The sequence below is a fragment of the Acinetobacter towneri genome, assembly GCF_017498585.1.
Taxonomy (GTDB): Bacteria; Pseudomonadota; Gammaproteobacteria; order Pseudomonadales; family Moraxellaceae; genus Acinetobacter; species Acinetobacter towneri.
The window spans coordinates 2,184,576-2,208,054 of the sequence record NZ_CP071766.1; the positions used below are offsets into that span (position 1 = coordinate 2,184,576).

Here is a 23,479-nt window from a genome sequence, read left to right on the forward strand (position 1 = left end):
TAACAACCGACCTCTATAGCACCATGAAAACCAAATAAACATTTTAAGAATTGCAGCATTTTTACTGCTCCAAAAAAACCTAGCACCCCATGCCCAAGATGCTAGGTCAAGCCCTTAACGAAGGAAGTCGATTTGTACTAACTTCTGCTCATTGGCACGCGCTGCACCGTAAGACGAGATGCCACCAATTTGCTTCACGTTTGACTTATCTGCACGGACAGCGATATCAAAGTTAGAAATTGTGTTACGACCGTAATGCGTTCCACCTTTTGCCACTGCAAAGGTACGACCTTCTGTAGCACCACCCGCACCATCAGCAAGTTCTTCATACGGTAGCCAAATAAAGCCACCCCATTTTTTAGCTACATCACCATCTTGAATTTGCTGAATGGTGTCGCGATCCCACTTTGTTAGCGCTTCATCTACAAGAATCTGCTCAAGAATTTCTGAGTTATAGATCATGTATAACGGCAAATTGTCGCATTGGTTTTTGCGGAACAATGCACGTGCTTTTGCAATTTTGGCTTTGTTCATTGGTGCTGCAGATGCAGCAATAATTTGACCAGCTGGCAATGCTGTTGCTGTATAGGTTTCGCCATCGGTGGTTTTACGCTGAACCGATGCACCAAGTGACTTGTAAATAATACGATCACGCTGACGATGCTCTGCTGCCAAACATGCTTGCATATAGCTTGATGTTGGGTTGGCAGAAAGTTTAGGCTCATCACGTGGGTCAATTGGTACAAACAAGCCATAATCTTCCATGACCGCCAAACGTGTACCCGCCTCTGGTACTGACCACTTAGTGTCAGCAAAGCGAGTTGTCATTTTCTCCATTTCAACTGTACCCAAATCATTTACAGTGAAAGATGAGCCATTAATTTGACCACGGTCGTTGACCAATGCCTGTAGAACTGACTGCGTTTGTTGGCATTGAATTTCAAATGCCGTGTGGAATTCACGCTTAAAAGCAGCGGTAATCATCCCATTGTTAGTTGCGAAGTCTTGTGACATCTCTTACCCCTTATTTATTCTGGTGTACTTTTTGAAAACCAATCTCGTACCCGAGCTGCGGTTGCAGCATGTTCAGGATGATTAGCATTGCTATACGCTTCCGATTTCATTAATTGTTCAATTGATTCAAAACCACTTTGCTGTGTGTTTTGTGGTGGTAAATCTTCTTGAATCTGCTTGCCAATTGCTGCAGCAAGCTTAATCACGGCTGTTGGTGAATCTAAATCTGCAGGTTTAAAACCAAGTGCTTCAATCGCCTGCTGTGCCAAATTGACGTTGGCTTGATATTCAGCACCCCATTCCTGTTGCAATGCTTCTAAATTAACTTGCTGAAATTCATCCCAAATTTTGACAACTTCACTGGCTTGTTCATTAGTTAAACCTGCAGAATGAAAACGATCTAAAACCGCACCGTTTTCGGTTTTAAATGCATCTACATCAAAACCATCAATGTTGAACTCATAATCACCAGCCGATGCAGGAACATTTGGAACAACCGCAGGCGTAGTTTCTTGATTGCCCTGATCTGCAGGCGTGTTGTTTTGATCTGCAGCTGGCGCAGGTTGATTGTTATCGGTTGGCGCTGGCGTATTGTTTGCCGTGTCGTCTACTGCAGGCGTATTAGTTTGCTCAGTCATTGTATTGCTCCATGTGTGCTAGTTCTAAGTGTTCGCTGTACTTGCTGTCGTTAGCGGTATTAATGCGGTTAATAATGAAGTCCACGACTTCTGAACGCCCAATGCGTCGACATGTTTCACGTTCATCATCGGTATAAATACCGCGTTTAAAACGCATAGTGAGTTCTTCTAAAATGCGCTGGCCGTTTGGCTCCATATCAAAATGAATGCGGTAGGTTTCAGACGTCGGCTTACGGTGTGAGCGCCATTTCACGTGATGACCAAAACCAAGTTCTTCTTCATTTTCAGCCAACATGTTTTTAAATGACGCATGCAGACTGCCAATTTCATGACGTAATTTTTCAGATTCTTTCTCTAAAGCACGTATCTTCGTCAATCTGACAGATGCATAGGTATGAAAACGATCTCGTTGAGCGCAACATGCTTCAAGCTTTTCATGCACTGCATAAACAGCCACACATGCAATCAATAAAAGAATTGCCAAAATTGCGATAATTAAAATCACTGCATCACCTCACTGGCCATTTGAGTTTCTAGACCCTTGCCCATGCCCTGCGCTACTGCACCTGTCATTTGCTGTGCCATAACTGCCTGTTGTTCTTGTTCCGCTTGTTGCTGCTGTGCTTGAGCTTTCTGCTCACGATATTCACTCAACTGTTCTTCTGTGCGAATAATTGAAGTTGGTACACCCAAACGCTGTGCCAATACTTGCGGAATTGCATCTACATTGATGTTGTCCAGTGCATTCGGGTCCATTTCGGCAATTGGTGCCATGGAAGCCATAAAGCGCTCAATAGCGCCCACGTCCTCAAGCTGCTGAGTACGTGCCAAAGGTGAGATAAATTTGAATGATGTGTTGCGCCCCTGCAGTTCTTCGGGAGCTTCACCCAAAATACCTGAACGATAAGCTAGACCAAAAGAACGCTCCAACAATGGAATAAGCATTTCAGCCTGAGCACGACCATATAGCGGTCCGATCTGCTGACGAATCATGTCAAGACGCATGTAGGTTTCTGCGGCTGTCATCGGTTGGTTATATGGCGAGTCCATACCATCCGCCATTAACTTGCGCTTGATTGAATCCTGTAAACGTCCCAGTAGCGCATCTGCAACTTGAAAGCCACGCCCTGAGTCTAGGCGTTTCATTGAATCCACGCTGTTTGCAGTAGCAATCTTGCCACCACCAATACGCACAGTACGTGGGTTTAGAACACCATCATCTTCGGCAATCCAAAAGCCGAGCACATCAATTTCAGCACTGCGCAATGTGTCCCGCATCAAAGCATTGGCAGACTTTGCCTCAGGCAAAGCCGTAGACATCAAGCCGATACCATAAACACTGCCTGGAATCTTTCTAAACCGTGGTACTGCACAAGGAAATTCGTTATAGCCTGATTCTTTAAGAATGACTTTTGATTCAAGTTCAATGTGATATGAAGCAAACGGCATGTGTTTAGGCAACAAAACCTTGTTGATGTCTGGTGCTTTAACATCCCGCGGCTCAATCACACGAACGATTTTAAAAGCTTGATCAGGTGTCTTTTCATAAGCATCTAAAACACGCTGACTTACTTTGTGTTTGCCGTAATTTGAGACAAGCTGTGCTGCGGTTTGGCTGTACTCGCGATAAATCGTATCGACAATGTTGTCAGGCCGTGTAGATGCAATAAAGCATTCACCAATCGGCCACGACTCAAACACATAGCCACCGCCTTTTTTGCGGTCGATATCTTCATAGATGACTGACCAGCCTGCTACAACAAAGTCCACCATCTGATCAAAGTTTTCACTGTCGAAGTTTGCACCGTGAATATTACGGAAAATGAACTGACAGACTTGCTCTAACCAGTGTTCGCCCTCGGTTAATACCGCAGGATCGTCTACACCATCAGGCACAGCCTTAAACCATTGCGCATTTGCAGGTGTTGTACCTGCAATAAGTGTGGCCACAATTTTTAAAACTGCTTCGGCTGCAGTAGAGTCCAGCAAATCCGCACGCTGTTTTTCACGTGTCGAGCTAAGATCAGTACCGCCGCTAAAACACTGCTGCCGCTCTGGTGCACCGTATTTGTAGCATTCCGTCCAGTGCGCTTCGAACTTTGCCCGTTCTGTCCGAAGCTCACTAAGACGTTTGCAAATTCGATTCGCTAGATCATTCATGCATTAGCCGCCTAAAGTTGTTTTTTTATCTTCACTTGATGACAGTACTTCAGATAAGCGTTTCTTTTTACGCACCGCCTGAGCTGCGTTGTCATCTTTAGTTTGCTGGGCTTCTGGTGATGATGCTTCCGCATTTTTCTGATCAACACGACCAAGCATTTCTGAAATACCATTTCCAAAAATACTTCCAGCACCTTTTTTGAATAGCTTTCCGAGCGAACCACCACCGCACATATCAACCCCCTAATGTATTTTTCTTTTCATCAGTCACTGCAGACGAAAGAACATCTGACGCTTTGCGTTTTTTACGCTGTGCTTTAGCGTTATTCTCTGCCCGTTGTGCTTCATTCTTTGCTTGCTGTGCTGCTGCCTCGGCATCAAAACCCTTTGCAGCTGCTTTGGTATCAGTCAAGCCAATTGCATCGGTTACCGTGCTGATTGCCTTTCCTACAAATCCACCACACATGGCTAAATCTCCTTGTGTTCTAGCCCATTCTTGCCTTGCACCCAGCGCTTCTGTTTAGGCGCTTCAATACCACCCGCTTTCAGCAATTGATCGAGTTTCTTTTCAATGCGTTTTTGGTTTTCAAGAATCTGATCTAGCTGTTCCGCACGTTCAGCAACAGCATCAAATTGTTCAATGGGAATCACTGCACCTGCAGATGCATCATTTAGAATTTCTTCCAATGCCTGATCTGCTTGTTCTTGTGTTGTTGGCTCAGGTTCTTTTGCACCTGGTGTTCGAGTTGCGCGACGTGTAGACATAAAAAAGCCCTATTCAATGGTTGTCGAATAGGGTCAATTTGGATGGTAATGTGTGGCGGTTTGTTGGGTGTTACAGATATAAATCTGAATCATCATCCTTGTTCTGAATTTTTGTTAATTGTTTCTTTGTTTCGTGTAGCTCTACGCTTAAATCAGATATTTGCTTTTCAAGCCTATCAATCTTCTTTCTGTACTCCCCTCTAATATCTGAAAAGTTTTTACTGCTACTTTCCTGCAAAATATTTATACGGCCATTTAAGTTTTTCTGCACAACTGAAATATGCCAAAACAAAAATGTAATCATGATGCCAGCGATAAAAATCATAAGCCCTCTTAAAATTAAAATATATGGTGATAATACTACCTAAACTTATTAAAAAAATTACTATTCTTCGGCCCGACATACTGAATCCATCCCCAGCCATCGCGCCAAAAATACCAATCGTTATTGACGTTCTTCCACGGCGTGCCGTCTTTTTCGATGTGGGTGTAGTCAGGTGGCATTTACTTCACCAGTAGTGGCACTTGCTGAAAGTCGCAGCGTGTAGATGTTTCATGTCTATCATGGTACTTACGCTGTCTTTCGCAAATAGCTTGAGTGGCGTATTGCAATTGGTATGAAGATGCACCAGCTCCACGATCATAGTAATCAACGAAATTGACTGTAAGCACCCATACCGTAATAAACTTAATCACCCTTTAATCTCCCGATCCAACTCACTAATCACTTGGTCACACAAACCGCCATCTTCAAAAATATCTAACTGCCCCACGGTATATTTATACGTTTGCCACTCACCTTCACGCGGTTCACGCTCAATACCTGTTTCGGTTTTCCATAGCATCACAAATGCCTCTCCATTTTCGTAATTAGGTTTGCCACCACGTGCCCATTCAGACACGGTACTGGCGTTTGCAACTGGCAAAACAAACGCAATCTTTTCGTGTGTCCAGCCGAGTTTGCAAAGGTCTAAAATCATGCGATTGAAGTCTGGTCGTTTATATCCACGCATCGCCACACGAAATTCTTTAACCTTCTTTTTTAATTGAAGATTTTGAAAACGCGCGCGCGCGCGAGGGTCAGTGCTTGAACTTACTAAATCCACCAGACTTTCCATTGCTAAATCTCCAGCACTTTAATTTTTATCAATCCACCTTTGACCACATCACCACGTCTAACAATCAGCTCATCAAACTGCTCATCGTCCACACACAGCCCACACTTCACTAAACTGTCGATTGTCGCTTTTAGGTAGTTGTCGATGTCACGACGCACACGATTTGGAAAATGGAACGTCACATCAAGTTTTAAGCGTGCTGCTGTGTTGATTCGTGGTACCAACATGCTGACCACATCATGAAAATCACGTGCTTTGTCGCTCAAATAGCGGCGCTTTCCTGACGCTACCCAGTAATGATTTACGCTCGGTGGAATCGTCGCTATTTCACAATCCAAAATTGTTTTTTCTTGATGTGTTGTATTTTGCGCTGTAATCTCTTGTATTGCGTTTTGCTGTGCGTCATGTACCTTTGCATCATTTTTGGTTTTAAATTGCGCTGTGGCGAAATCCTTGCGTAATTTATGCCTATTCAAATGAACTTCTAGCTGATTTTCAGACCAACGTAGATTACTCATTAAAACTCCGTTCAAATTCTTCAGCCGCCTGCTCATCTTCCATGGCTTGATGCAATGCGTCCCATTGAGCTTGTAGTTCAGCCTCATCCTCGTTGTGACGAATTGAGCCGTTTAACTTGTCGCGTAATGTTTTTAAATCATTCATGCTGCTACCCCCAAGCCATTACCGAGAGTCACTAATTGAACGCACTTAAACTTTCTTAAACACTCCTGATTTCTGAATGCTGAAAAACAAGTCACAACATAAGGCTGCTTTATAATCTTGAAGCCAGGTCCCGCGATTTCATGGAGATACGCATCCATTAGTTTGTTCACACCCTCCCACCGAGTCTTTATTCCCTTATCCATCACATAGATTGGATCCTCTCCATTTTCAACATCAGCACCACCTAAGAATTGGCTGTATGTCATGCGTTCTGGTATCGCTATCTCGTAGTCCAATTTGATAGCAGTGCCATCTGGATGCTTTGCATGAATCTCGCAGGCAATATGAAAACTTTGCTGTTCATCAATGAGGTTTTTACGCATTGCGATAACTAGATCACCCTTTGTAAATTTCAATAAGCGCCCAATTTCAGGTGCATCATTTTCGGTTTTTCCATTCATGAGTTGCCACAATTCAAGCATTCTGTTTTCTTCTTGTGCCTCACCAATCAACTGAAATTTACGCACTGGATTAATCGCGGGTTTATTCGGGTTATATTTCTTATTGCGCTTTTTCACAGTCTAATCTCCCCAGTTTTCACCTTTTTCGCCTTTAACGCCCACGCATGGCACTTCTTGCAACGACACCCCATATTTGTGTACTGGGTATTTGTGCCGTGCCTTGCCTCGTATTGTTTTTGCTCAACCTGTTTGATCTGCCCGCCACGCGCTAAATACTTCTCCATTTCGGTTTCAAGTTCTTCGCGTAAATTACGCTTGGCAACCAACTGTGCATGCGTGATGTCTTTGCCAATTTGAACAGCTTGGATACGTTGGTTTAGCATTTCGTTCACACCCCACCCCCTGCTTGCTCTAACTCAATAAAACGCACCGCATTCGGCAATGGTTTTTGCTCAGCCTGCAAAGCAGCTTTGTATTTTTCAAAATCATCAAACGGGTCAGGCCAATAATCAGAATCAGCTTTCATTTCCAAGTCGTGTTCAGCATGCTCAAACTTGTTTGCTTTCTTAACCTCACCACGAATTGCAATTTGTGCTTGAACAAACGCCTCTTTTGGCGACATTCCCTGCTGACGCAATCGGTCTGCCATCACCAAGATAAGTTTTTGTTCATCATTCAAGCCCGCCTTTTGCGCAGAAGTTTTTTCCTCAGCGATTTGCTTCGTTCCGATCTGCAAAGGTGCTTTATAGAACTCCTGTGATTTGCCGCTAACCTGTGCCTTGAGTAGATTGGCGTTATAAACACCCTTGAATTGGCTTTGTGCCTCACGCATCTGACCCATCGTGATCAAGTGCTCCACTTGCTCCAGTGCGTATTTCGCCAGTGTGGTGATCTTGTTCTTGTTGCGGTCTTTGGTGTATTCACATGCACGCGCCCACGCCTCATCAACTGACCACCACGAACCAGATACACATAACGCTCTGAATTGCGCGATAGATGGGCAATAAGCCTGTGTGCTTAGCTGTGCTAATCCGAAGTGGAATTGAGCCTCTGACACGCCAACCATTGCGCCTGTGATGATAGTTTCGACCTGCTCAGGTGATACGTTGCCCATCTGGTGAGTAAACAGGTTTCCATGAATGACGCGCATGGTGTCAATAAGCTGCTGTGCTTGCTGTGGGCCAAAAAAGAAATTAGTCATGCTGCACCTCGATCACATCAATGATGTTGTTCGGCTGCTGCTGATTTCGTTTTGCGTAGTAATTAGCCCATGCGTCATCACGTTGCTGTTTTGCAGATTGTGGTTTTTCAGGATGTTGTGATTGTTTTGGTTTTTTATAGTTGCGCTTCACCCACTTCACAAAGTTGGAATACATTTGGTTTTCCGACACCAAACCAGCTTTGATCTTTGGTTCGTAGTGAGCATTGATTTCAACAAGCCAGTGATTAACCTCATCTTGGCTCATTGCTTTTTCACCCGCTCTTTGCAGCCATGCATTGAGTGAACTCAGATTTGGAATCCAAAGATTCAGAACATCATCCACTGACGATTTTTTTTGCTCGCTCTCTAATGGATATATTTCTTTAAAGTTTTCTTTAAGGTTTTCTTTATTAGGGGACGGTTTTTTAGTGCTAGTCTGGGACGGTTTTTTAGTGCTAGTCTGGGACGGATTTTTAGTGCTGGTGCTATTCTTTAGTCCTGGTGCTAAATTTTCGTACTGGTTTGGGGTTATTTTAAAGTTGTTTACAACACCTGTTTTTCTGGTGATCTCCACAATCTTGACTTGCTCTAACTCACGAATAGCAGAGCGAAGAGTCTCTTTGCGCTTAATACCAGTAAACTCCATAAAGGCAGATTCCGAAATTTGAGCACTTGGCTTGTGATAACCATAAGTACAGCGCACAATTACATCTAAGCACTTGTACGCATTGCCACTGATCTGCCCCATAACATCATCAAATATGACGTTAGGTTTCTTGGTATATGACACACTTTCGCTCCATATAGGCTTTGATGCCCCAATGAGTTCTGTTATATTTATCTGTGTATTCATTCGTTACCTCGCGTGAATGCAACAAAAGCCTGACCTCGCTCGTCAGGCTTTTTCTTCTTCTAGATGATCTGAATTCCCTTCAAATCCCTCTACAAAACTAATCTCGGATGAGATATCCCGCACCAAAGCTGCTAATCCCAAGCGCTCAAAAGATTTCGCCTGTACATTAAGAACATGCCACTCACCAACGATTTCTTTTTCAAGAAGAAACGCTAGGTATTGGGCAAGATCTTTACCCTTGATCATGGCGAGTGTTTTAGCTCGCTCATGAATCTCTGGAGACAAACGAACATGCGTGGATTTCTTTTCAAGACTCATAAAAACACCTCTTTAGGCGGGAATTTTCTCACTTACTTCCCGGTGTGGAATTTCTGGCTTCTTTCTTAGGAGCTTTAACGCTGATTCGTCTGGGACTGTTTCACCCCATTGACTTACAGCCTGTTTGGTAATTCCGATTTCTTGGGCGATTCGAACTTTGGTTTTGAAAATTGCAAGAGCATCGGAAGTTTTCATAACGATATGCATGACATAACTCCGTAAAGTACGCTTTTGAATAGTAAAGCACACTTTACCAACTATATGCAAGCACACTTTACTTTCAAAAAGTTAAGCTAGCTTTACTTAGAGCGAGGGCAATCGGATGGCTAATCTTCAGGATCGAATGGCTTTGGCGCGGCAGCATTACGAAAGCGCTTTCGGTAAGAAATTAAAAAACACCGAAATGGCTGAATATTGCAAAGTGAGCAAAGCCAGTATTGGTCAATGGTTTAATGGTCCCACCAAAAATTTGGAAGGTGCCAACCTTTCAAGAGCCGCAGAATTTTTAGGCGTAAATCACAAATGGCTTGCTGGTGGTAATGCACCTATGCTGACTGCTAATCCTTCTAAGCTTTCTATAACAATTAAATCAAATAGTATTGATGCACCAGTGCTGAGCATGGATCAAACACAGAAATGGCGTGAATATATTAATGGTCAGATTACCCCTGAAGAATATATTGCTACTAACTATGAGGGTTTAGATAGGGAATCTGTCTTTATAGTTAAAGTAGTAGATCAGAGCATGTCGCCTATCTTTGAGGTTGGGGATAGATTGATTATTGATCCTTATAAATTACCCAGCCCAGGCGGCTACGTGTTAGCCCTCTGTGAAGGAAATACTGTGGTTTTTAGGAGATATCGAGTAACAGGATATGATGATGATGGTGAGGCACAATTTGAGCTCATACCTCACAACAATGATTTTCCTGTTCTAGATTCTCAAAAACATGACATTAAAGTTCTAGGTGTAGTTGTTAGATTTACCAGGGAGTTATAAGGGGGCCGAATGCTTAAAAAATTTTGGAACTATGGAACTTACAAACCAGTTCAAAGGATTGGCTTATTAATTATATTACTTGGGTTGATCCTATCTTTCGCATATTCAGTAAAAGTTAATTACTGGTTTTATGAGGGAGTCAAATACTACTTTTTCACTGTATTTGAGCGACCACCCGAATTTAAATACGATGGGTTTTATGCATCCTATCCTTATCTCATAGCCTTAGGTGTTTTAATGACGTGGTTTTATCCAATTTTCATGAGAATTTTTATTTTTATAGGGAGTTGGATTTATAAAAACAAATAACCCAAATGCCCGCCTTGAGCGGGTTTTTTATTGCCTATAGAAAATAAAAGTAAAGTTTGCTTGAAAATAATAAGTAAAGCACTCTTTACAACTTGCAATTAGTAAAGTATGCTTTACCTCGTAAACAACAAAAAGCCCGCAGACGGTCAAATCAGGCGGGCTCGAATACAACGAGGTCATTATGGCAAAACTTCAAAAATCATTCAAGGCTGCGTTATTCGCACTACTTGTTGGCTCAGGGATGTTCGCAGCGTATGCGGTACAGCCTGCCAAAGAGCAACCTACTGAGCATTTTTATAGCAGCTCATACCAAATGCAAAACAGCTTCTGCGCTGATGAATATTGCACGGCACGTATCAAGGCTGATGATGCTGACGTTTATGTTGAATACAAACTTGATGACGCATCTGTTGCAGAAATGGAAGTTATCAACGTGATTCGCTTCAACGAGTCAGTAAACGCTGAAATAGATCGCTACGAAATTCAAAAAATTAATGCTGCGATTGTAGGGGGTGTTTGATGAGTATCTTCACTCCGAAAGTAGCACCTCCAGCTGGCACAACACATCACGCTTTAGTGAATGGTGAAGCGCTTGAGTATTACCGCAAAGACTCGAATCAAAAATTTGATGGTGGTCAGTGGGTTGACTTGGATTCTAAATACTTCCCGACATGGGTTGCACCTATCAACCAAATGCCAACACAAATAACTCGTGGCTTTGTGCGTTCTGAAATTTACCCACGTAAAAGCGTTTGTGGCGCATATCAAGGGGACTAAATATGAATACTGCAGTTAATTTACAAAGTGCTGAAAACGCTCGCCAAGCATGGCTTGAGTCTCGTCGTTTAGGCATTGGTGGTTCAGATGTGGCGGCAATCCTTGGTTTGAGCAAATATAAATCACCTTATCAATTGTGGCTTGATAAAACTTCACGGTCTGAACTTGAAGATTCTCAATCCGAGGCTGCTTACTGGGGCAACACTTTAGAAGACATTGTTGCCAAAGAGTATGCCAAACGAAATGGCGTTAAGGTGCAGCGTGTTAATGCAACGATCGCTCACCCTGAACAAGACTGGATGCGTGCCAATATCGACCGTGCAATCATTAATCCTGAAATTGCAGGTAATGTGCGCATTAAAAATGGAAAGCTAACCACAGACCGAATCCTTGAGTGCAAGACTGCAAACCAATACTTGGCAAAACTTTGGGGCGATGAGCAAACTGAATCGGTACCTGATTATTACCTGACTCAATGCCAGTGGTACATGGGTATTACAGGTGCATCACTTTGCGGTTTAGGTGTGCTGATCGGTGGTCAAAAGTTCCGTACCTACCAAATTGCTTTCGACCCTGAATTGTTTGAAATGCTTATCGAGCAATGTTCTGAGTTTTGGCACGAGCATGTACTGGCAGACGTGCCACCAGCGCCAACCACATTTGATGATGTCTTGCATCGTTGGGCAAAACACAATCCTGATCAGGCGCTGCAAGCAGATGACGACCTTGCCCAGCTAGTAGCTGAGTATAAGGACCTAAACGCCACGATCAAAGAAGCAAGTGGCGAACTTGATGCATTAAAGCTGCAGATCTGCACACACATGCAAGACGCAGAAATGATTATTGCTGAAGAAAAGCGTTTGGCCACATTCAAATATCAGGAACGCAACACGCTGGACAGCAAGTCTCTGAAAGCAGCCCATCCAGACATCTACGAACAATTTGTAAAGACTTCAAGCACTCGCGTGCTGCGGATTGGTTGAGGTGGGTATGAGTCAAATCACAGTGGAAAAACTTTCCGCTAGGTTCACTAAACACGATGAGGAGGTACAGGTAGATCTTTTTCGGGATGTGGAAACCGAGAAGATAGATGTGATTTACGGCCTGCATATCAATGATGGCCGTGAAATTTACCTGTATGAAGAAGAAATCGAACTTGCACACCAAATGCTGCAAAAACTTAAAGAATTAAACTCAAAGGATTAAAACCATGAACTCAATTGTTAAAGCTCCAGCGAACCAAGCTGTTAATTTCTTAACGCCAAATAACTTGCAAGAAGCAATGCAGATTGCTGACCTTTTAGCGGGTTCTGACATTGTTCCAAAGGATTATCAGCGCAAGCCAGGCAACATTCTTGTTGCCATGCAATGGGGTGCTGAAATCGGATTGCAGCCACTTCAAGCAATGCAAAACATTGCGGTGATTAATGGTCGCCCTTCTATCTGGGGTGATGCAATGCTTGCTTTGGTGCGCAGCTCAGGCTTACTCGACTTCATCCGTGAAGAACTTTCAGAAGATGGTACTAAGGCAATTTGCACAGTAAAACGTAAAGGCGAAGAGCCAACCGTTTCTGAGTTCAGCATGGAAGATGCCAAAAAAGCTGGCTTGTCAGGTAAGCAAGGACCTTGGACGCAGTATCCAAAGCGCATGATGAAGTTACGCGCACGCTCTTATGCTTTGCGTGATGTCTTCCCTGACGTGCTCAAAGGTATGGCAATTGCTGAGGAAGAAAAGGACAAGGAAATTGATATTACCCCTGCTGCTGTTACAGCAGAAACAAGCACAGCGAAAGCCAATAGTGGTTCGTCAGCATTAAAAGCACGCATGGCTAAGAAGCAGGCGGTTGAGTCTGTTGCTACCGAAATTGACTTAACACCGTATTACCAGCGCATTGATAACTCAACATCACTTGATGATTTGAAACAGGTCGGTGCTGATATTGCAGCACTTAATTTGGGTGAGCCTGCCAAATCTGAAATTGGTGAGGCATACAAAGCCAAACATAAAGAGCTTAAAGAAGCTCAAATGCTCCCTGCTGAATCTGTGACCGCTGTGATTGATGAAATTAACAATGTAAGCGACCTGGATGCGTTGAATACAGTCATGGCGACCCGTTTTGAACCATTTACAGCGAAAATGACTGAACAGCAAATTGCTCAAATTAATTCAGCGTATGAAGCTCAAGAAGCAGCTCTAACACCATGAGTTTTTCATATTCAACCATCACCCGAACACTAACAGTGTTCGGGACCAAGATGACACACATATTTAACAACGTGAGTTTAGGTGAAATTGACAGCCTAATTCTGAACGCAAAATTCAAAGAAGCGAACTGGAGAGAATAATGAATTCAGCTGCTGATATGAGACGCTTTCATGAGCAAACGGCTCTAGAAAAAGCAAAAGACAAGGTAATTGATGCTTTAAAGAATGATCCGCTTGGCTTGTCTGCAAACCAATTAATGACTGTTTGCCGCCTTAGTATTAAGACCGTGAAAAACATCCTAGCAACGATCGATGTGCAAGAAGAGCATGGAGTTTATTTTCTGTCAGGTGTGACTAGAGCAGAAATTTCAACTGAGCCACAAGCAGAACAAGTCGCAACTGTGGTACGGGGAAAGGTTCATGATGCAATTTTGCAGTACTTACATGACTTTCCTGCAGGTTTAACAAAGCCTGAATTGATGGCTGCTTTGCAACTGAATGACAAGCAATTCACCAATGGCATTTATAAGCTGAAAAATGAGGGTGAAATAATCCGCACTGGTAAATTCGGCAGCTACAAATATCAATTAAAAACTAATGGTCAAGAAATGAATACTGAAGTTATTGCGGCACCAACTGCTGAAGAAAATGTGATTCAAGTGCAGCCTACTTTAGCGACACCAGCTCAGGATCCACAGCCTAGTGAGCCTGATGCCATCGCTTTACTAAAAGACCAAATCAAAACAGTGGTCACAACCAAAAACCACTTAACAATTACGGAAGATCAGCTGTACGTCCTATTGTCTGACTTATTTGGTTTAAACACAGTCAATTTCTGTATTGATGGTGGTCGTCTTGTTGGTGTGAATCTTAGTGAGGAAGTGGTGGCGTGATGGATATTCAAAGAAAATGTTTTGAGGAATCAAACAATGTAAATCCAGATTGGTCTTTTAAGTTTGATGAAGAATTGCAGCAGTATATTGCGCTAGATAGCGAAATGGAATTGCAAGTAGACGAGTTTAACGAGCTTTGGGATGCGTTCCGTGCTGGATGGCAAGCAGCCAAAGCCCAATCCGAAAAAGCTCTACTCGAACAATTTGAAATCAACAATAAACTTGTTGAGCAAATGGAAAACATGGTCACTTATGAGCGCTTGCAAGAGCTTATTGCAATTGGGGTTAAGGCGGCACTGGAGTCACAGGAGCCAGCCAATGACTGAATACTGCTTCATGTGTAAAAAGTTCACGGTTCGCTGTGGTGTGTTTTGTAGTAAATGTGGGTTTAAGTGAGGTGTGAGGATGGAAAACGCCTTATATGGTGAAGAAGATCGCCTTTTAAAGACAAGTGAAGTCACCAAAATGGTCGGTATGACGCGTGCATCTATCATCAAGATGATTGAATCTCAGCAATTTCCAGAGCCTGACTGGGTAAGTGAAAGCGGATACAAGCACTGGTGGAAGTCGACTATTTATGCTCACTTCAATAAAAAACAAGCCCTCGTATCATGAGGGCTTTTTTTCGTCATATCTAATATTTTTCGATGATTCAAATTGCAGTTTTAATTCATCACAATAATCTGACCATCGCTGCATCATCACTTTTCTTTTGTCTAAATGCTTTGTTCGGTTGTATGCCCTGCCGTGCATATCACGGACTTGGTGCGCAAGCTGCTGCTCAATCAGCTCCAATGGAAATTCCAAGACTTCATCAAGCAATGTGCGTGCAATCGCTCGGAAGCCATGACCTGTCATTTCCTCTTTTCCGTATCCCATGCGACGTAATGCCATATTAATTGACATATTGGAAATAGGGCGGTTTTTATCAGAACGTGATGGGAATACATAAATTGAATTGTTTGTGAAGTTATATGCTTCTTTTAAAATCGCTACAGCTTGAGTTGATAGCGGCACAATATGGCTCAAACCTGTTTTTGCAGAAGTCTTGGATGGCGTGTAAGACCATGTAGCATTATCAAAATCTATATCAGCCCACTTAGCAGCTCTTAATTCTCCAATGCGTACAAAAACCAAAGGTGCCAGCTGTAACGCAAACTTTACGTGTACAAGTTGCGATTCATAGTTATCAATATCAAAAAGCAATCGTGCGAAGTCAAACGGATCAGTTAATGCTGAATAGTGTTGTTTTTCTCTTTGTGTAATGGTGCCAGATAGGTCTTGAGCAATATCTCGCTGACACAAACCCATTTTTACGGCAAAACGAAATACCTGCGATGCTTTTGATCTAATTCTCATGGCGGATTCAATGAATCCCTTGTTTTCATCTTTTTCGATAACTTTAGCCAAGTCACGTGGCGTGATATCAGCAATAGGCAAATTACCAATGTCTCGATAAAGTTTTTCAAAGATGCGCTCATTGCGTATCACAGTAGCCTCAGCCAATCGCTGTTTGCTTTTATATAACTCAGCTACCGCTTTAAAAGTATTTTGCTGTTTAAGTCTTTCTTTTTCTTCTACGCCCTGTCTCTCTACTTGTGGGTCCTTACCTTCTGCCAATAATGCCCTAAATTGTTCACGATAATCGCGTGCTTTTGCCAAAGTAATCTCAGGGTAATAACCAATGGACATGGTATTTCTTTTTTTTGTGACTGGCCGTGTGTAGTCGAATCGCCACATTACCGACCCATTTTTGCGAATTAGAAGATTTAATCCCGCACCATCTGACAGCCTTACATCAGTATTTAAGCCGTTGGGATTGTTAAGTTTTAATTCACGTAAAAAGGATTTGATCTTACTGTCTGTAAGCGAAATTACTTGCTTTGGCATGTTTTTGCGTTACACCGATGAGTACAAAGTTGGTGTGTAACGCATCCTGTAATGCATCAATGCGTTACAACTTTAAAAAGGTTTATACAACTTTATACAGGTTTTATTTGTTATGTCTATTATATTCAATAGGTTTATACGAGTTTATACAAGTTTAAACAAAGTATCTGGTGCGCTCAGCGGGACTCGAACCCACGCCACAGGCTTCGGAGACCTGTACTCTATCCAGTTGAGCTATGAGCGCGCGCTGCACATCATAACAAAAAATTGCTGAAGGTAAAGCAACTATATATAAGTTACGTATTTTTATGCTTATGCTTTAAACAATGTTCCAAACTTGCAACATAGAATTCCATCTAACTTACTTGGTTTATTGGCGCAGATCGCTCACAATAGTGGCTCTATTCCTCAAGTGAGAATTTCATGACTGATGCATTGACGTTAAGGGACGTGTCAAAGACCTATCGAAATGGTTTCCAAGCACTGAAAGGAATTAATTTGACCGTTCCTGAAGGCGAGTTTTATGCCCTACTTGGACCCAATGGTGCAGGTAAATCTACAACCATTAGCATCATCAGTTCTCTCACCAAAAAAACGGCAGGTACAGTAGAAATTTTTGGGCACAATTTGGATACACATCCATCTCAAGCCAAGCAATGCTTAGGGGTTGTGCCGCAAGAATTTAACTTCGGTCAGTTTGAAAAGACGTTTGATATTTTGGTCACACAAGCAGGCTATTACGGTATTCCTAAAAAAGTTGCCGAACAACGTGCCGAAGAATATTTAGAAAAACTGGGTTTGTGGGATAAACGTGCCACTCAAGCGCGTATGCTGTCTGGCGGTATGAAGCGTCGTTTAATGATTGCACGTGCCATGATGCACGAACCGAAACTACTTATTTTGGATGAACCCACTGCAGGTGTAGATATTGAGCTGCGCCGTTCAATGTGGGATTTCTTGACAGAAATGAATGATAAAGGCACTTCAATCATTCTCACCACCCACTATTTAGAAGAAGCGGAAATGTTGTGTCGTCGTATCGCGATTATTGATCGTGGTGTGATTAAAGAAGACACTTCAATGAAAAACTTCTTAAACCAGTTAAGTGAAGAATCTTTTATTTTTGATTTAGCTGAACCGATTCAACCCATTCATTTAGATATTATTGGTGTACGTTTCAACCTAATTGATGCAGTGACCCTAGAAGTCACCATGGATAAAGCTCATACCTTAAATGATTTATTCCAACTTTTAGAAGCGCAAGGCATTCGCGTGCGCAGTATGCGCAATAAGTCCAACCGTCTAGAAGAGTTATTTGTCAAAATGGTCGAAAAGAATTTAGATGGAGCTGCGCAATGAATTTTACCCAACTACGGATTGCACTCTATACCTTAGTGCATAAAGAAGTTCGTCGTTTTATGCGCATATGGCCTCAAACCTTGCTCCCGCCAGCCATCACCATGAGTTTGTACTTTGTGATTTTTGGTAATTTGGTCGGTTCGCGTATTGGTGAAATGGGCGGCTTTAGCTATATGCAATTTATTGTGCCCGGCTTAATTATGATGGCAGTCATTACCAACAGCTATGCCAACGTATCTTCAAGTTTTTTTAGTGCAAAATTCCAGAAAAGCATTGAAGAACTAATCATGAGCCCTGTACCTTTGCATGCCATTTTATGGGGCTATGTTTTGGGTGGTGTTAGTCGTGGCGTATTGGTCGGTATTATTGTCACCACCATGAGTCTATTCTTTACCGACCTTTATATTACCAATTGGTTTGTTACCATTTATACCGTATTAATTACGTCCTTTTTATTTTCATTAGGCGGTTTTATTAATGCTGTTTATGCCAAATCATTTGATGATATTTCTATTATTCCAACTTTTGTACTGACTCCACTGACTTATTTAGGTGGTGTATTCTATGCCATTAGTGCCTTAAGCCCTTTTTGGCAAAATCTCTCTTTAATTAACCCTGTAGTGTATATGGTTAATGCTTTCCGTTACGGCATTTTAGGACATAGTGATGTCAACGTGACGATTTCATTATCTGTGATTACACTATGCTGCGCAGTGCTTTATGGTATTGCCTATCATTTACTTTCTCGTGGTTCAGGAATGCGTGAATAATGAGTGTTGAACAATCTCTCCTTGGTAAAGACACCAATTATCCTACAGAATATCAACCCGATATTTTATTCCCTATTTCACGTGTTGATTCACGCGAAAAATATGCAGATGTCGAGGGAATTCAACTCGGGCAAGACTGGTGGCACGTTTTTGAAATTTCGTGGTTGAATGCCGCAGGCATTCCGCAAGTTGCGATTGGTCGGATTACACTACCTGCTTCATCACCTAACCTGATCGAATCAAAATCATTAAAGCTCTACTTTAATAGTATGAACTTTACTCGCTTTCAGTCTGAAGCCAATTTCATTGAAACTGTTGAGCATGATTTAACGGCTGCAGCACAAGCACCTGTTACGCTAACTTTATTTAAGGTTGATGATTTGGCAATTAGCCAACCTGAGGGCATTTGCATTGATCAGCTCACGCCTGAGCGTTTAGAACAGCATCCAGACCCAAATTTATTGCAATTCGATTTAGAACAAGCGGAAGATGTAGAGGTACAACTTTACTCGCATTTATTACGCAGCAATTGTCCAGTCACAGGACAACCTGACTGGGGCACGGTTTTTATCCGTTATCAAGGCAAAAAACCTTGTTATCGCAGTATTTTGGCTTATATTATTTCTTATCGTCAGCATAATGGTTTCCATGAACAATGTGTGGAACAGATGTTTGCAGACATCTGGCAAAAATTCGCACCAGAAAAACTGATGGTATATGCAACCTATACACGTCGTGGTGGTTTAGACATTAACCCTTGCCGTGTATCGGACTTAACATGGATGCCTCGCCCTATTCGTTTAGCGCGACAATAACAACATTGAGGTTGAACAATGCCATTTTTTGGATTCATTCCATCTGCAGAATTATTAAATACGATTGAAACTGCACAACAGAAAAAAAATTCAAGTGAGCCGCTGTACCCACTGCGCGACAAAACCGCATTAATGATTAATGAAGAAATCATTGATGCCATTTTAACCGAGTTGGTACGTCGTTTTCCTGCCAGCGATAAACGCGACACTGCCGAAAAACTTGCGGGCTATGTCAAATCAACAGTCGCTGTATTGTTAAAGCAACTACTAGGTAAATCTCCGAATGATGTGGTGAAACAATCCATTGAATTTTCAGAACGAAGTTTATTTCAGGACACAGTCGGCACTCATCGTGTAGGTCTGAATTTAGATGCAGGACTGGTCACTAACCTTAAAAACAGTTATGCGGAAATTAAATCGGGCGCAGATATAAATAAAGCTGCTTTTGGTGAACTGTATAAACAGTTTGCAGAAGCGACGGTACGCCACTTTATGAGCGACTTTAACAAAACCCTCGATTTGGGCATGATTAAGCGTAAAGCAGCAGATATTGGCGCAGCAGCGGTAATTAAAGCTGTCCATATTGCGGTGGATAAAATCATTCCAAATTTAACCAAAGAGGAACTCTTGGTTTTAGCGGAATATCACGACACCTTATTCCATCATTAATATCAGTGGGTTTAACTCATAATGCGTTTTAAGCCCTTTTGTTGCATGTTAAGTGCAAAATGCCTGATTTTGATCAGGCATTTTTATATGCAATGCAATATCAGGATATGTCTGCAACTTTTGCACAATCAAGAATAACTTTTTGCACCTAGATTGAATTTTGTTACAAATCCTGCGCGCTTTTTACACATTCTTTGTCTATTTTTGTATAAGTTTTTGCAAACCAGTCACGCATGAATGCTATCTTAGCCGCTTACTTCGCTTTCGCAGTTTGGCCCCAATAGCGGCTTATTCTTCATATATAAGTAGCAACTTATTTACTGCATATAAATAAGTTGTGTAAATCATCAATTTGGAATTTTCCTCAATATGTTCAAACTTGATTTTTATAACAAACTAAAACGTCTTTCTTTACTCATTGGTGCATTTTCTATCACCAGTTTTTGTCAGGCCAATGATTTCCAAAATCATCCGTCTTATGCCAGTTTTAAACAAAAAACCATGCAGACCTATGGCTTGAGTGCAGCACAAGTCGATTGGGCGATGGAAGGCTCTAAAAACTTACCCAATATCATCAACATCATGAACCGCCCAGGCGAAAGTAAGCCTTGGTACGACTATAAAACCAATTTCCTTGCAGAAAGCACTATTCAGCGCGGTGTGCGCTTTAAACAACAATATGCGGACACGCTCAATCGTGCTGAACAGCAATTTGGTGTACCGCAATCCATTATTTTAGGGATTCTGGGTGTAGAAACAGGTTTTGGAAGCAATAAGGGCTCTTTTGTAACCCGTGATGCCCTTGCCACCTTAGGCTTTGGTTATGAACGTCGCGCGGAATACTTTAAAGATGAACTCGCGGCACTGATCGCATGGTCATATAAAGATGGTGTGCCAACTTCTTCAATTGTTGGTTCTTATGCAGGTGCTGTTGGTTATCCGCAGTTTATGCCTAGCAATATTCCAAAATTTGGGGTCGATTATGACGGCAACGGACATATTGATCTACGCAACTCGGCAGTCGATGCCATTGGCTCCATTGCAAACTACTTGGCACAACATGGCTGGCAGCGCAATCAACCCATTGCATTTGCTGCACGATATACAGGCAACAATCCTGACAGTGTCATTGCCAAAGATTTGACCCTGCCAACACCTTATGGGGTTTTAAAATCGCAAGGCGTGATGCCAATGAATCCAATTGTGCAAATAGATGACCTCGACTTGGTCAATGTCATTCAATTACAAGAAAATTATGGTCATATCTACTATATAACCTATCCAAATTTTCAGGTGATTACGACTTATAACCGTAGCCGTATGTATGCGACTGCATTGTGGTTATTGGGCACTGAAATTGCGAGTCGCTAAACAAAAATTTAAATATAAAACAAAAAAGTCAAGAAATATTTTTGACAATTTGATCACAGAACAAACTTTTTACACATTGTGTTACAATATTGGTTATTTTTTAATCAAATAGAGTTAGTTTTTGGTACTTTTTGTCATTATTTTCGTATAAAGACTAGACACCTTTAGTAAGGGATGAATATTATCCACTTCGTCAAATGTAGTCGAAAAAGTGAAATTACAGACAGGATTACCGCTATTTCAATCAGTTAAGAGCGAAATAAGTTAAAAATTCTGTCTTCAGGAGTTCAAACCATGCATAGTTCACTTAAATACTTACTTGCACTTTCTGCAGCTGTTGCCCTAAGTCAGTCGCAAGCTGAAATGGTGCAATCATCATTCAACAATGATAATGAGTCATCTAGCCTAGCTGCGCGTGTACTCAACAAAGAAGCACAAAGTTTTAATTCACATTTCTCAAATTTGAATAGCCTTTCAATCACCGAACGTTCAGGCGACCAAATCCGTCGTCAAACGATTGCAGCGAAAATTGAAATTCCTGCTGAAGAGCCTTCAGTGATTGAAAAGTTAAATACAGTGGCATCGAACACTGTACGTAAATTTAGCCAAACAGGTATGGCATCTTGGTACGGTCGTCAATTCCACGGTCGTAAAACTGCAAGCGGTGAAACGTTCGACATGAACGCAATGACTGCTGCACACCGTAGCCTGCCGCTAAACTGCTATATTCGCGTAACCAATAAAAACAATGGTAAGAGCGTTGTAGTTAAAGTAAATGACCGTGGTCCATTCCATGGCAACCGTGTACTCGATCTTTCTTATGGCGCTGCAAAACAATTGGGCATCACCAATGCAGGTACTGCCAAAGTAAGCATTGAGCGTATTGACGGTCCAAACTCTTAAGATTCGCTTACACGACTTCACATTTGACTTGAAAGCCACAGCAATGTGGCTTTTTTAATGCCTGTAAGATTTACAGTCATCCCATGCATGTCTGCACAAAGATGATCCACACAAATTTTGTTGCCACTTCATTTTGAAAATATGAATACTGTTTTGACCGCCTCACTGTTCTCAGTTATATTTTAGACAGTCAAACAATAACAACGGATGATCGGTCTACAGGAGTAGCACATGAAGACAGTAAGCGAGTGGCTAGATGAATACAGCGAGAGCCATCAAAATAAAACCAATAAATTAATTCACTGGGTGTGCGTACCTACGATCTTTTTTTCGATTGTCGGCATCTTGGCGCATTTCAGCGCTTTACTAACAACATTACTTCTGGTGCTCAGTTTTATTTTTTATGCACGTTTAGACTTGGTTCTTGCAGTTGCAATGGCAGCATTAATGCTGGTAATGGCATGGCTGATTTATGTTTTGCCTGTTGGAATGGGTTTTTATATCGCAATTTTTGTTTTGGCGTGGATTGGGCAGTTTTATGGTCACAAAGTTGAAGGGAAAAAGCCTTCATTCTTCAAAGACCTCCAATTCCTTCTCATTGGCCCAATTTGGTGCATGGATGCCTATTTAGGTAAAATCCTACCCTCTTGGAAAACACGTCGTAAAAACAGCATTATGAGCATTTAAACGCTATATCCTATTTTCGTTATCGGAAGAACCGTTATTGATAGGTTCTTCCTTGATGTTTTAACCATCCGCCCACGTGTTTATTTGCTGGATCATGATGCGTCCAGTGAATCACCCCACCCTTATCTGAGTATTCATATTCACCAAAAAACTCAACAGTATCACCTTTTGCAATATTGGTAATTCGTGGTGCAAGATCAATATTATGTGCAACCAATACAGTTTGCCCATTATTCAGTTTTAAAATAAATTTTTGATGACGTGAGCCTTCGTTGTCATCCGCTAACACTGCAATGACCTGCCCACTCGCACGGACTTGTAAATCGCTCTGTTTGCGCTCAAACGCACGTTCAATCAGCTGAACACCCTGAGCATCATCTTGCAGCGCATCTCGCTGTACGTCTAACTGCTCTTTTTCAGTTTGCGATGTGCGAGCAGTACTTGTAGATGGTGCATTTGATGTTTCAGACTGAAACTGCTGTAAATCTATGCCAAAAAATGCAGCAATTAGCACTACAATAATTGCGCCGATGCTTAAATTCTTTTTATTTGCCATATAACCTTCTTGTTCTGATTCCACCCTATACGATTAAGTCAATTATTCGTAACATACTGATTTAAAATTAATATCTTTAATCTT

General features: G+C 41.9%; 35 protein-coding genes and 1 tRNA gene. 16 read left to right on the forward strand and 20 right to left on the reverse strand.

Features of this window, described 5'->3' with window-relative positions; all coding sequences use genetic code 11:
* Positions 1-114: 114 nt before the first annotated feature.
* The 17 genes from J4G44_RS10540 to J4G44_RS10620 all read right to left on the reverse strand — a co-directional run bounded on the left by J4G44_RS10540 (position 115) and on the right by J4G44_RS10620 (position 9,398).
* Positions 115-1,014, reverse strand: coding sequence for a phage capsid protein (locus J4G44_RS10540; RefSeq protein ID WP_207973619.1), 900 nt, complete (start codon positions 1,012-1,014; stop codon positions 115-117).
* Between the two features lie 14 nt (positions 1,015-1,028).
* A complete protein-coding gene (locus J4G44_RS10545; RefSeq protein WP_207973620.1) occupies positions 1,029-1,652 on the reverse strand; it encodes a hypothetical protein in 624 nt (207 codons plus the stop codon).
* Positions 1,645-2,157, reverse strand: coding sequence for a Bbp19 family protein (locus tag J4G44_RS10550; protein WP_207973621.1), 513 nt, complete (start codon positions 2,155-2,157; stop codon positions 1,645-1,647). Before J4G44_RS10550 ends, J4G44_RS10545 begins: the two co-directional genes overlap by 8 nt.
* Positions 2,154-3,812, reverse strand: a complete 1,659-nt coding sequence (locus J4G44_RS10555) for a portal protein (protein ID WP_207973622.1) — start codon at positions 3,810-3,812, stop codon at positions 2,154-2,156. Before J4G44_RS10555 ends, J4G44_RS10550 begins: the two co-directional genes overlap by 4 nt.
* A 3-nt stretch (positions 3,813-3,815) precedes the next feature.
* On the reverse strand, positions 3,816-4,046 hold the full coding sequence (locus J4G44_RS10560) for a hypothetical protein (protein WP_207973623.1): 231 nt from the start codon (positions 4,044-4,046) through the stop codon (positions 3,816-3,818).
* A 1-nt stretch (position 4,047) separates the two neighbouring features.
* Entirely contained in the window at positions 4,048-4,278 is a 231-nt protein-coding gene (locus J4G44_RS10565; RefSeq protein ID WP_207973624.1) for a hypothetical protein, read from the reverse strand.
* 2 nt (positions 4,279-4,280) lie between these two features.
* Positions 4,281-4,577, reverse strand: coding sequence for a hypothetical protein (locus tag J4G44_RS10570; protein WP_207973625.1), 297 nt, complete (start codon positions 4,575-4,577; stop codon positions 4,281-4,283).
* Positions 4,578-4,647: 70 nt separating this feature from the next.
* Positions 4,648-4,902, reverse strand: coding sequence for a hypothetical protein (locus tag J4G44_RS10575; protein WP_207973626.1), 255 nt, complete (start codon positions 4,900-4,902; stop codon positions 4,648-4,650).
* Between the two features lie 367 nt (positions 4,903-5,269).
* The gene (locus J4G44_RS10580; protein ID WP_207973627.1) at positions 5,270-5,695 is read right to left on the reverse strand and encodes a hypothetical protein; all 426 of its coding nucleotides are present in this window, start codon (positions 5,693-5,695) and stop codon (positions 5,270-5,272) included.
* A gap of 2 nt (positions 5,696-5,697) precedes the next feature.
* Positions 5,698-6,213 carry a RusA family crossover junction endodeoxyribonuclease gene (locus J4G44_RS10585; protein WP_207973628.1) on the reverse strand — a complete coding sequence of 172 codons (516 nt, stop codon included), beginning with the start codon at positions 6,211-6,213 and terminating at the stop codon, positions 5,698-5,700.
* Positions 6,206-6,358 carry a hypothetical protein gene (locus J4G44_RS10590; protein WP_158660389.1) on the reverse strand — a complete coding sequence of 51 codons (153 nt, stop codon included), beginning with the start codon at positions 6,356-6,358 and terminating at the stop codon, positions 6,206-6,208. The genes J4G44_RS10585 and J4G44_RS10590 overlap by 8 nt, the downstream gene beginning before the upstream one ends.
* A complete protein-coding gene (locus J4G44_RS10595) occupies positions 6,355-6,936 on the reverse strand; it encodes a hypothetical protein (protein WP_207973629.1) in 582 nt (193 codons plus the stop codon). Before J4G44_RS10595 ends, J4G44_RS10590 begins: the two co-directional genes overlap by 4 nt.
* Positions 6,933-7,202, reverse strand: coding sequence for a hypothetical protein (locus J4G44_RS10600; protein ID WP_338029143.1), 270 nt, complete (start codon positions 7,200-7,202; stop codon positions 6,933-6,935). The genes J4G44_RS10595 and J4G44_RS10600 overlap by 4 nt, the downstream gene beginning before the upstream one ends.
* Positions 7,203-7,207: 5 nt before the next feature.
* A complete protein-coding gene (locus tag J4G44_RS10605; RefSeq protein WP_207973631.1) occupies positions 7,208-8,020 on the reverse strand; it encodes a hypothetical protein in 813 nt (270 codons plus the stop codon).
* Positions 8,013-8,873, reverse strand: a complete 861-nt coding sequence (locus J4G44_RS10610; protein ID WP_207973632.1) for a replication protein — start codon at positions 8,871-8,873, stop codon at positions 8,013-8,015. Before J4G44_RS10610 ends, J4G44_RS10605 begins: the two co-directional genes overlap by 8 nt.
* A gap of 42 nt (positions 8,874-8,915) precedes the next feature.
* Entirely contained in the window at positions 8,916-9,191 is a 276-nt protein-coding gene (locus J4G44_RS10615; RefSeq protein WP_179995574.1) for a hypothetical protein, read from the reverse strand.
* A gap of 12 nt (positions 9,192-9,203) precedes the next feature.
* Complete coding sequence (locus J4G44_RS10620; protein ID WP_179995573.1) at positions 9,204-9,398, reverse strand: Cro/CI family transcriptional regulator; 195 nt, start codon at positions 9,396-9,398, stop codon at positions 9,204-9,206.
* A gap of 115 nt (positions 9,399-9,513) precedes the next feature.
* On the opposite strand from J4G44_RS10620, the gene J4G44_RS10625 reads away from it, so the two are divergent.
* The 9 genes from J4G44_RS10625 (at position 9,514) to J4G44_RS10665 (ending at position 14,990) form a co-directional block, all read left to right on the forward strand.
* Positions 9,514-10,191 (forward strand): S24 family peptidase, encoded by a 678-nt coding sequence (locus J4G44_RS10625; RefSeq protein ID WP_207973633.1) that lies wholly within the window; start codon positions 9,514-9,516, stop codon positions 10,189-10,191.
* Positions 10,192-10,681: 490 nt separating this feature from the next.
* Positions 10,682-11,020, forward strand: a complete 339-nt coding sequence (locus J4G44_RS10630) for a hypothetical protein (RefSeq protein WP_179995571.1) — start codon at positions 10,682-10,684, stop codon at positions 11,018-11,020.
* Positions 11,020-11,277, forward strand: a complete 258-nt coding sequence (locus J4G44_RS10635) for a hypothetical protein (RefSeq protein WP_207973634.1) — start codon at positions 11,020-11,022, stop codon at positions 11,275-11,277. Before J4G44_RS10630 ends, J4G44_RS10635 begins: the two co-directional genes overlap by 1 nt.
* 2 nt (positions 11,278-11,279) lie before the next feature.
* A complete protein-coding gene (locus tag J4G44_RS10640; RefSeq protein ID WP_207973635.1) occupies positions 11,280-12,260 on the forward strand; it encodes a YqaJ viral recombinase family nuclease in 981 nt (326 codons plus the stop codon).
* A 7-nt stretch (positions 12,261-12,267) separates the two neighbouring features.
* Positions 12,268-12,483, forward strand: coding sequence for a hypothetical protein (locus J4G44_RS10645; protein ID WP_207973636.1), 216 nt, complete (start codon positions 12,268-12,270; stop codon positions 12,481-12,483).
* A gap of 4 nt (positions 12,484-12,487) precedes the next feature.
* Complete coding sequence (locus J4G44_RS10650) at positions 12,488-13,483, forward strand: recombinase RecT (protein WP_207973637.1); 996 nt, start codon at positions 12,488-12,490, stop codon at positions 13,481-13,483.
* Positions 13,484-13,622: 139 nt separating this feature from the next.
* Entirely contained in the window at positions 13,623-14,375 is a 753-nt protein-coding gene (locus J4G44_RS10655; protein ID WP_207973638.1) for a hypothetical protein, read from the forward strand.
* Positions 14,372-14,701, forward strand: a complete 330-nt coding sequence (locus J4G44_RS10660; protein ID WP_207973639.1) for a hypothetical protein — start codon at positions 14,372-14,374, stop codon at positions 14,699-14,701. Before J4G44_RS10655 ends, J4G44_RS10660 begins: the two co-directional genes overlap by 4 nt.
* Positions 14,702-14,780: 79 nt before the next feature.
* Positions 14,781-14,990, forward strand: a complete 210-nt coding sequence (locus J4G44_RS10665) for an AlpA family phage regulatory protein (protein WP_104852263.1) — start codon at positions 14,781-14,783, stop codon at positions 14,988-14,990.
* Here J4G44_RS10665 and J4G44_RS10670 read toward each other — a convergent pair.
* The gene (locus J4G44_RS10670; RefSeq protein ID WP_104852264.1) at positions 14,985-16,265 is read right to left on the reverse strand and encodes a tyrosine-type recombinase/integrase; all 1,281 of its coding nucleotides are present in this window, start codon (positions 16,263-16,265) and stop codon (positions 14,985-14,987) included. The genes J4G44_RS10665 and J4G44_RS10670 overlap by 6 nt on opposite strands.
* Positions 16,266-16,433: 168 nt before the next feature.
* Positions 16,434-16,509, reverse strand: a tRNA-Arg gene (locus J4G44_RS10675).
* 179 nt (positions 16,510-16,688) lie between these two features.
* Here J4G44_RS10675 and J4G44_RS10680 point away from each other — a divergent pair.
* The 7 genes from J4G44_RS10680 (at position 16,689) to J4G44_RS10710 (ending at position 22,839) form a co-directional block, all read left to right on the forward strand.
* The gene (locus J4G44_RS10680) at positions 16,689-17,624 is read left to right on the forward strand and encodes an ABC transporter ATP-binding protein (protein WP_179988939.1); all 936 of its coding nucleotides are present in this window, start codon (positions 16,689-16,691) and stop codon (positions 17,622-17,624) included.
* Positions 17,621-18,394, forward strand: a complete 774-nt coding sequence (locus J4G44_RS10685) for an ABC transporter permease (protein ID WP_096902393.1) — start codon at positions 17,621-17,623, stop codon at positions 18,392-18,394. The genes J4G44_RS10680 and J4G44_RS10685 overlap by 4 nt, the downstream gene beginning before the upstream one ends.
* Positions 18,394-19,209 (forward strand): NADPH-dependent 7-cyano-7-deazaguanine reductase QueF, encoded by an 816-nt coding sequence (gene queF / locus J4G44_RS10690; protein ID WP_207973640.1) that lies wholly within the window; start codon positions 18,394-18,396, stop codon positions 19,207-19,209. The genes J4G44_RS10685 and queF overlap by 1 nt, the downstream gene beginning before the upstream one ends.
* Before the next feature lie 18 nt (positions 19,210-19,227).
* Entirely contained in the window at positions 19,228-19,878 is a 651-nt protein-coding gene (locus J4G44_RS10695) for a hypothetical protein (protein WP_207973641.1), read from the forward strand.
* Positions 19,879-20,247: 369 nt separating this feature from the next.
* Positions 20,248-21,249, forward strand: coding sequence for a lytic murein transglycosylase B (gene mltB / locus J4G44_RS10700; RefSeq protein ID WP_096902392.1), 1,002 nt, complete (start codon positions 20,248-20,250; stop codon positions 21,247-21,249).
* A gap of 294 nt (positions 21,250-21,543) precedes the next feature.
* Positions 21,544-22,152, forward strand: coding sequence for a septal ring lytic transglycosylase RlpA family protein (locus tag J4G44_RS10705; RefSeq protein WP_004972798.1), 609 nt, complete (start codon positions 21,544-21,546; stop codon positions 22,150-22,152).
* Positions 22,153-22,383: 231 nt separating this feature from the next.
* A complete protein-coding gene (locus J4G44_RS10710) occupies positions 22,384-22,839 on the forward strand; it encodes an Mpo1 family 2-hydroxy fatty acid dioxygenase (RefSeq protein ID WP_004972797.1) in 456 nt (151 codons plus the stop codon).
* Positions 22,840-22,873: 34 nt separating this feature from the next.
* Here the strand turns inward: J4G44_RS10710 and J4G44_RS10715 are convergent, their stop codons facing one another.
* Positions 22,874-23,395 (reverse strand): DUF3465 domain-containing protein, encoded by a 522-nt coding sequence (locus J4G44_RS10715; RefSeq protein ID WP_004972795.1) that lies wholly within the window; start codon positions 23,393-23,395, stop codon positions 22,874-22,876.
* Positions 23,396-23,479 lie beyond the last annotated feature (84 nt).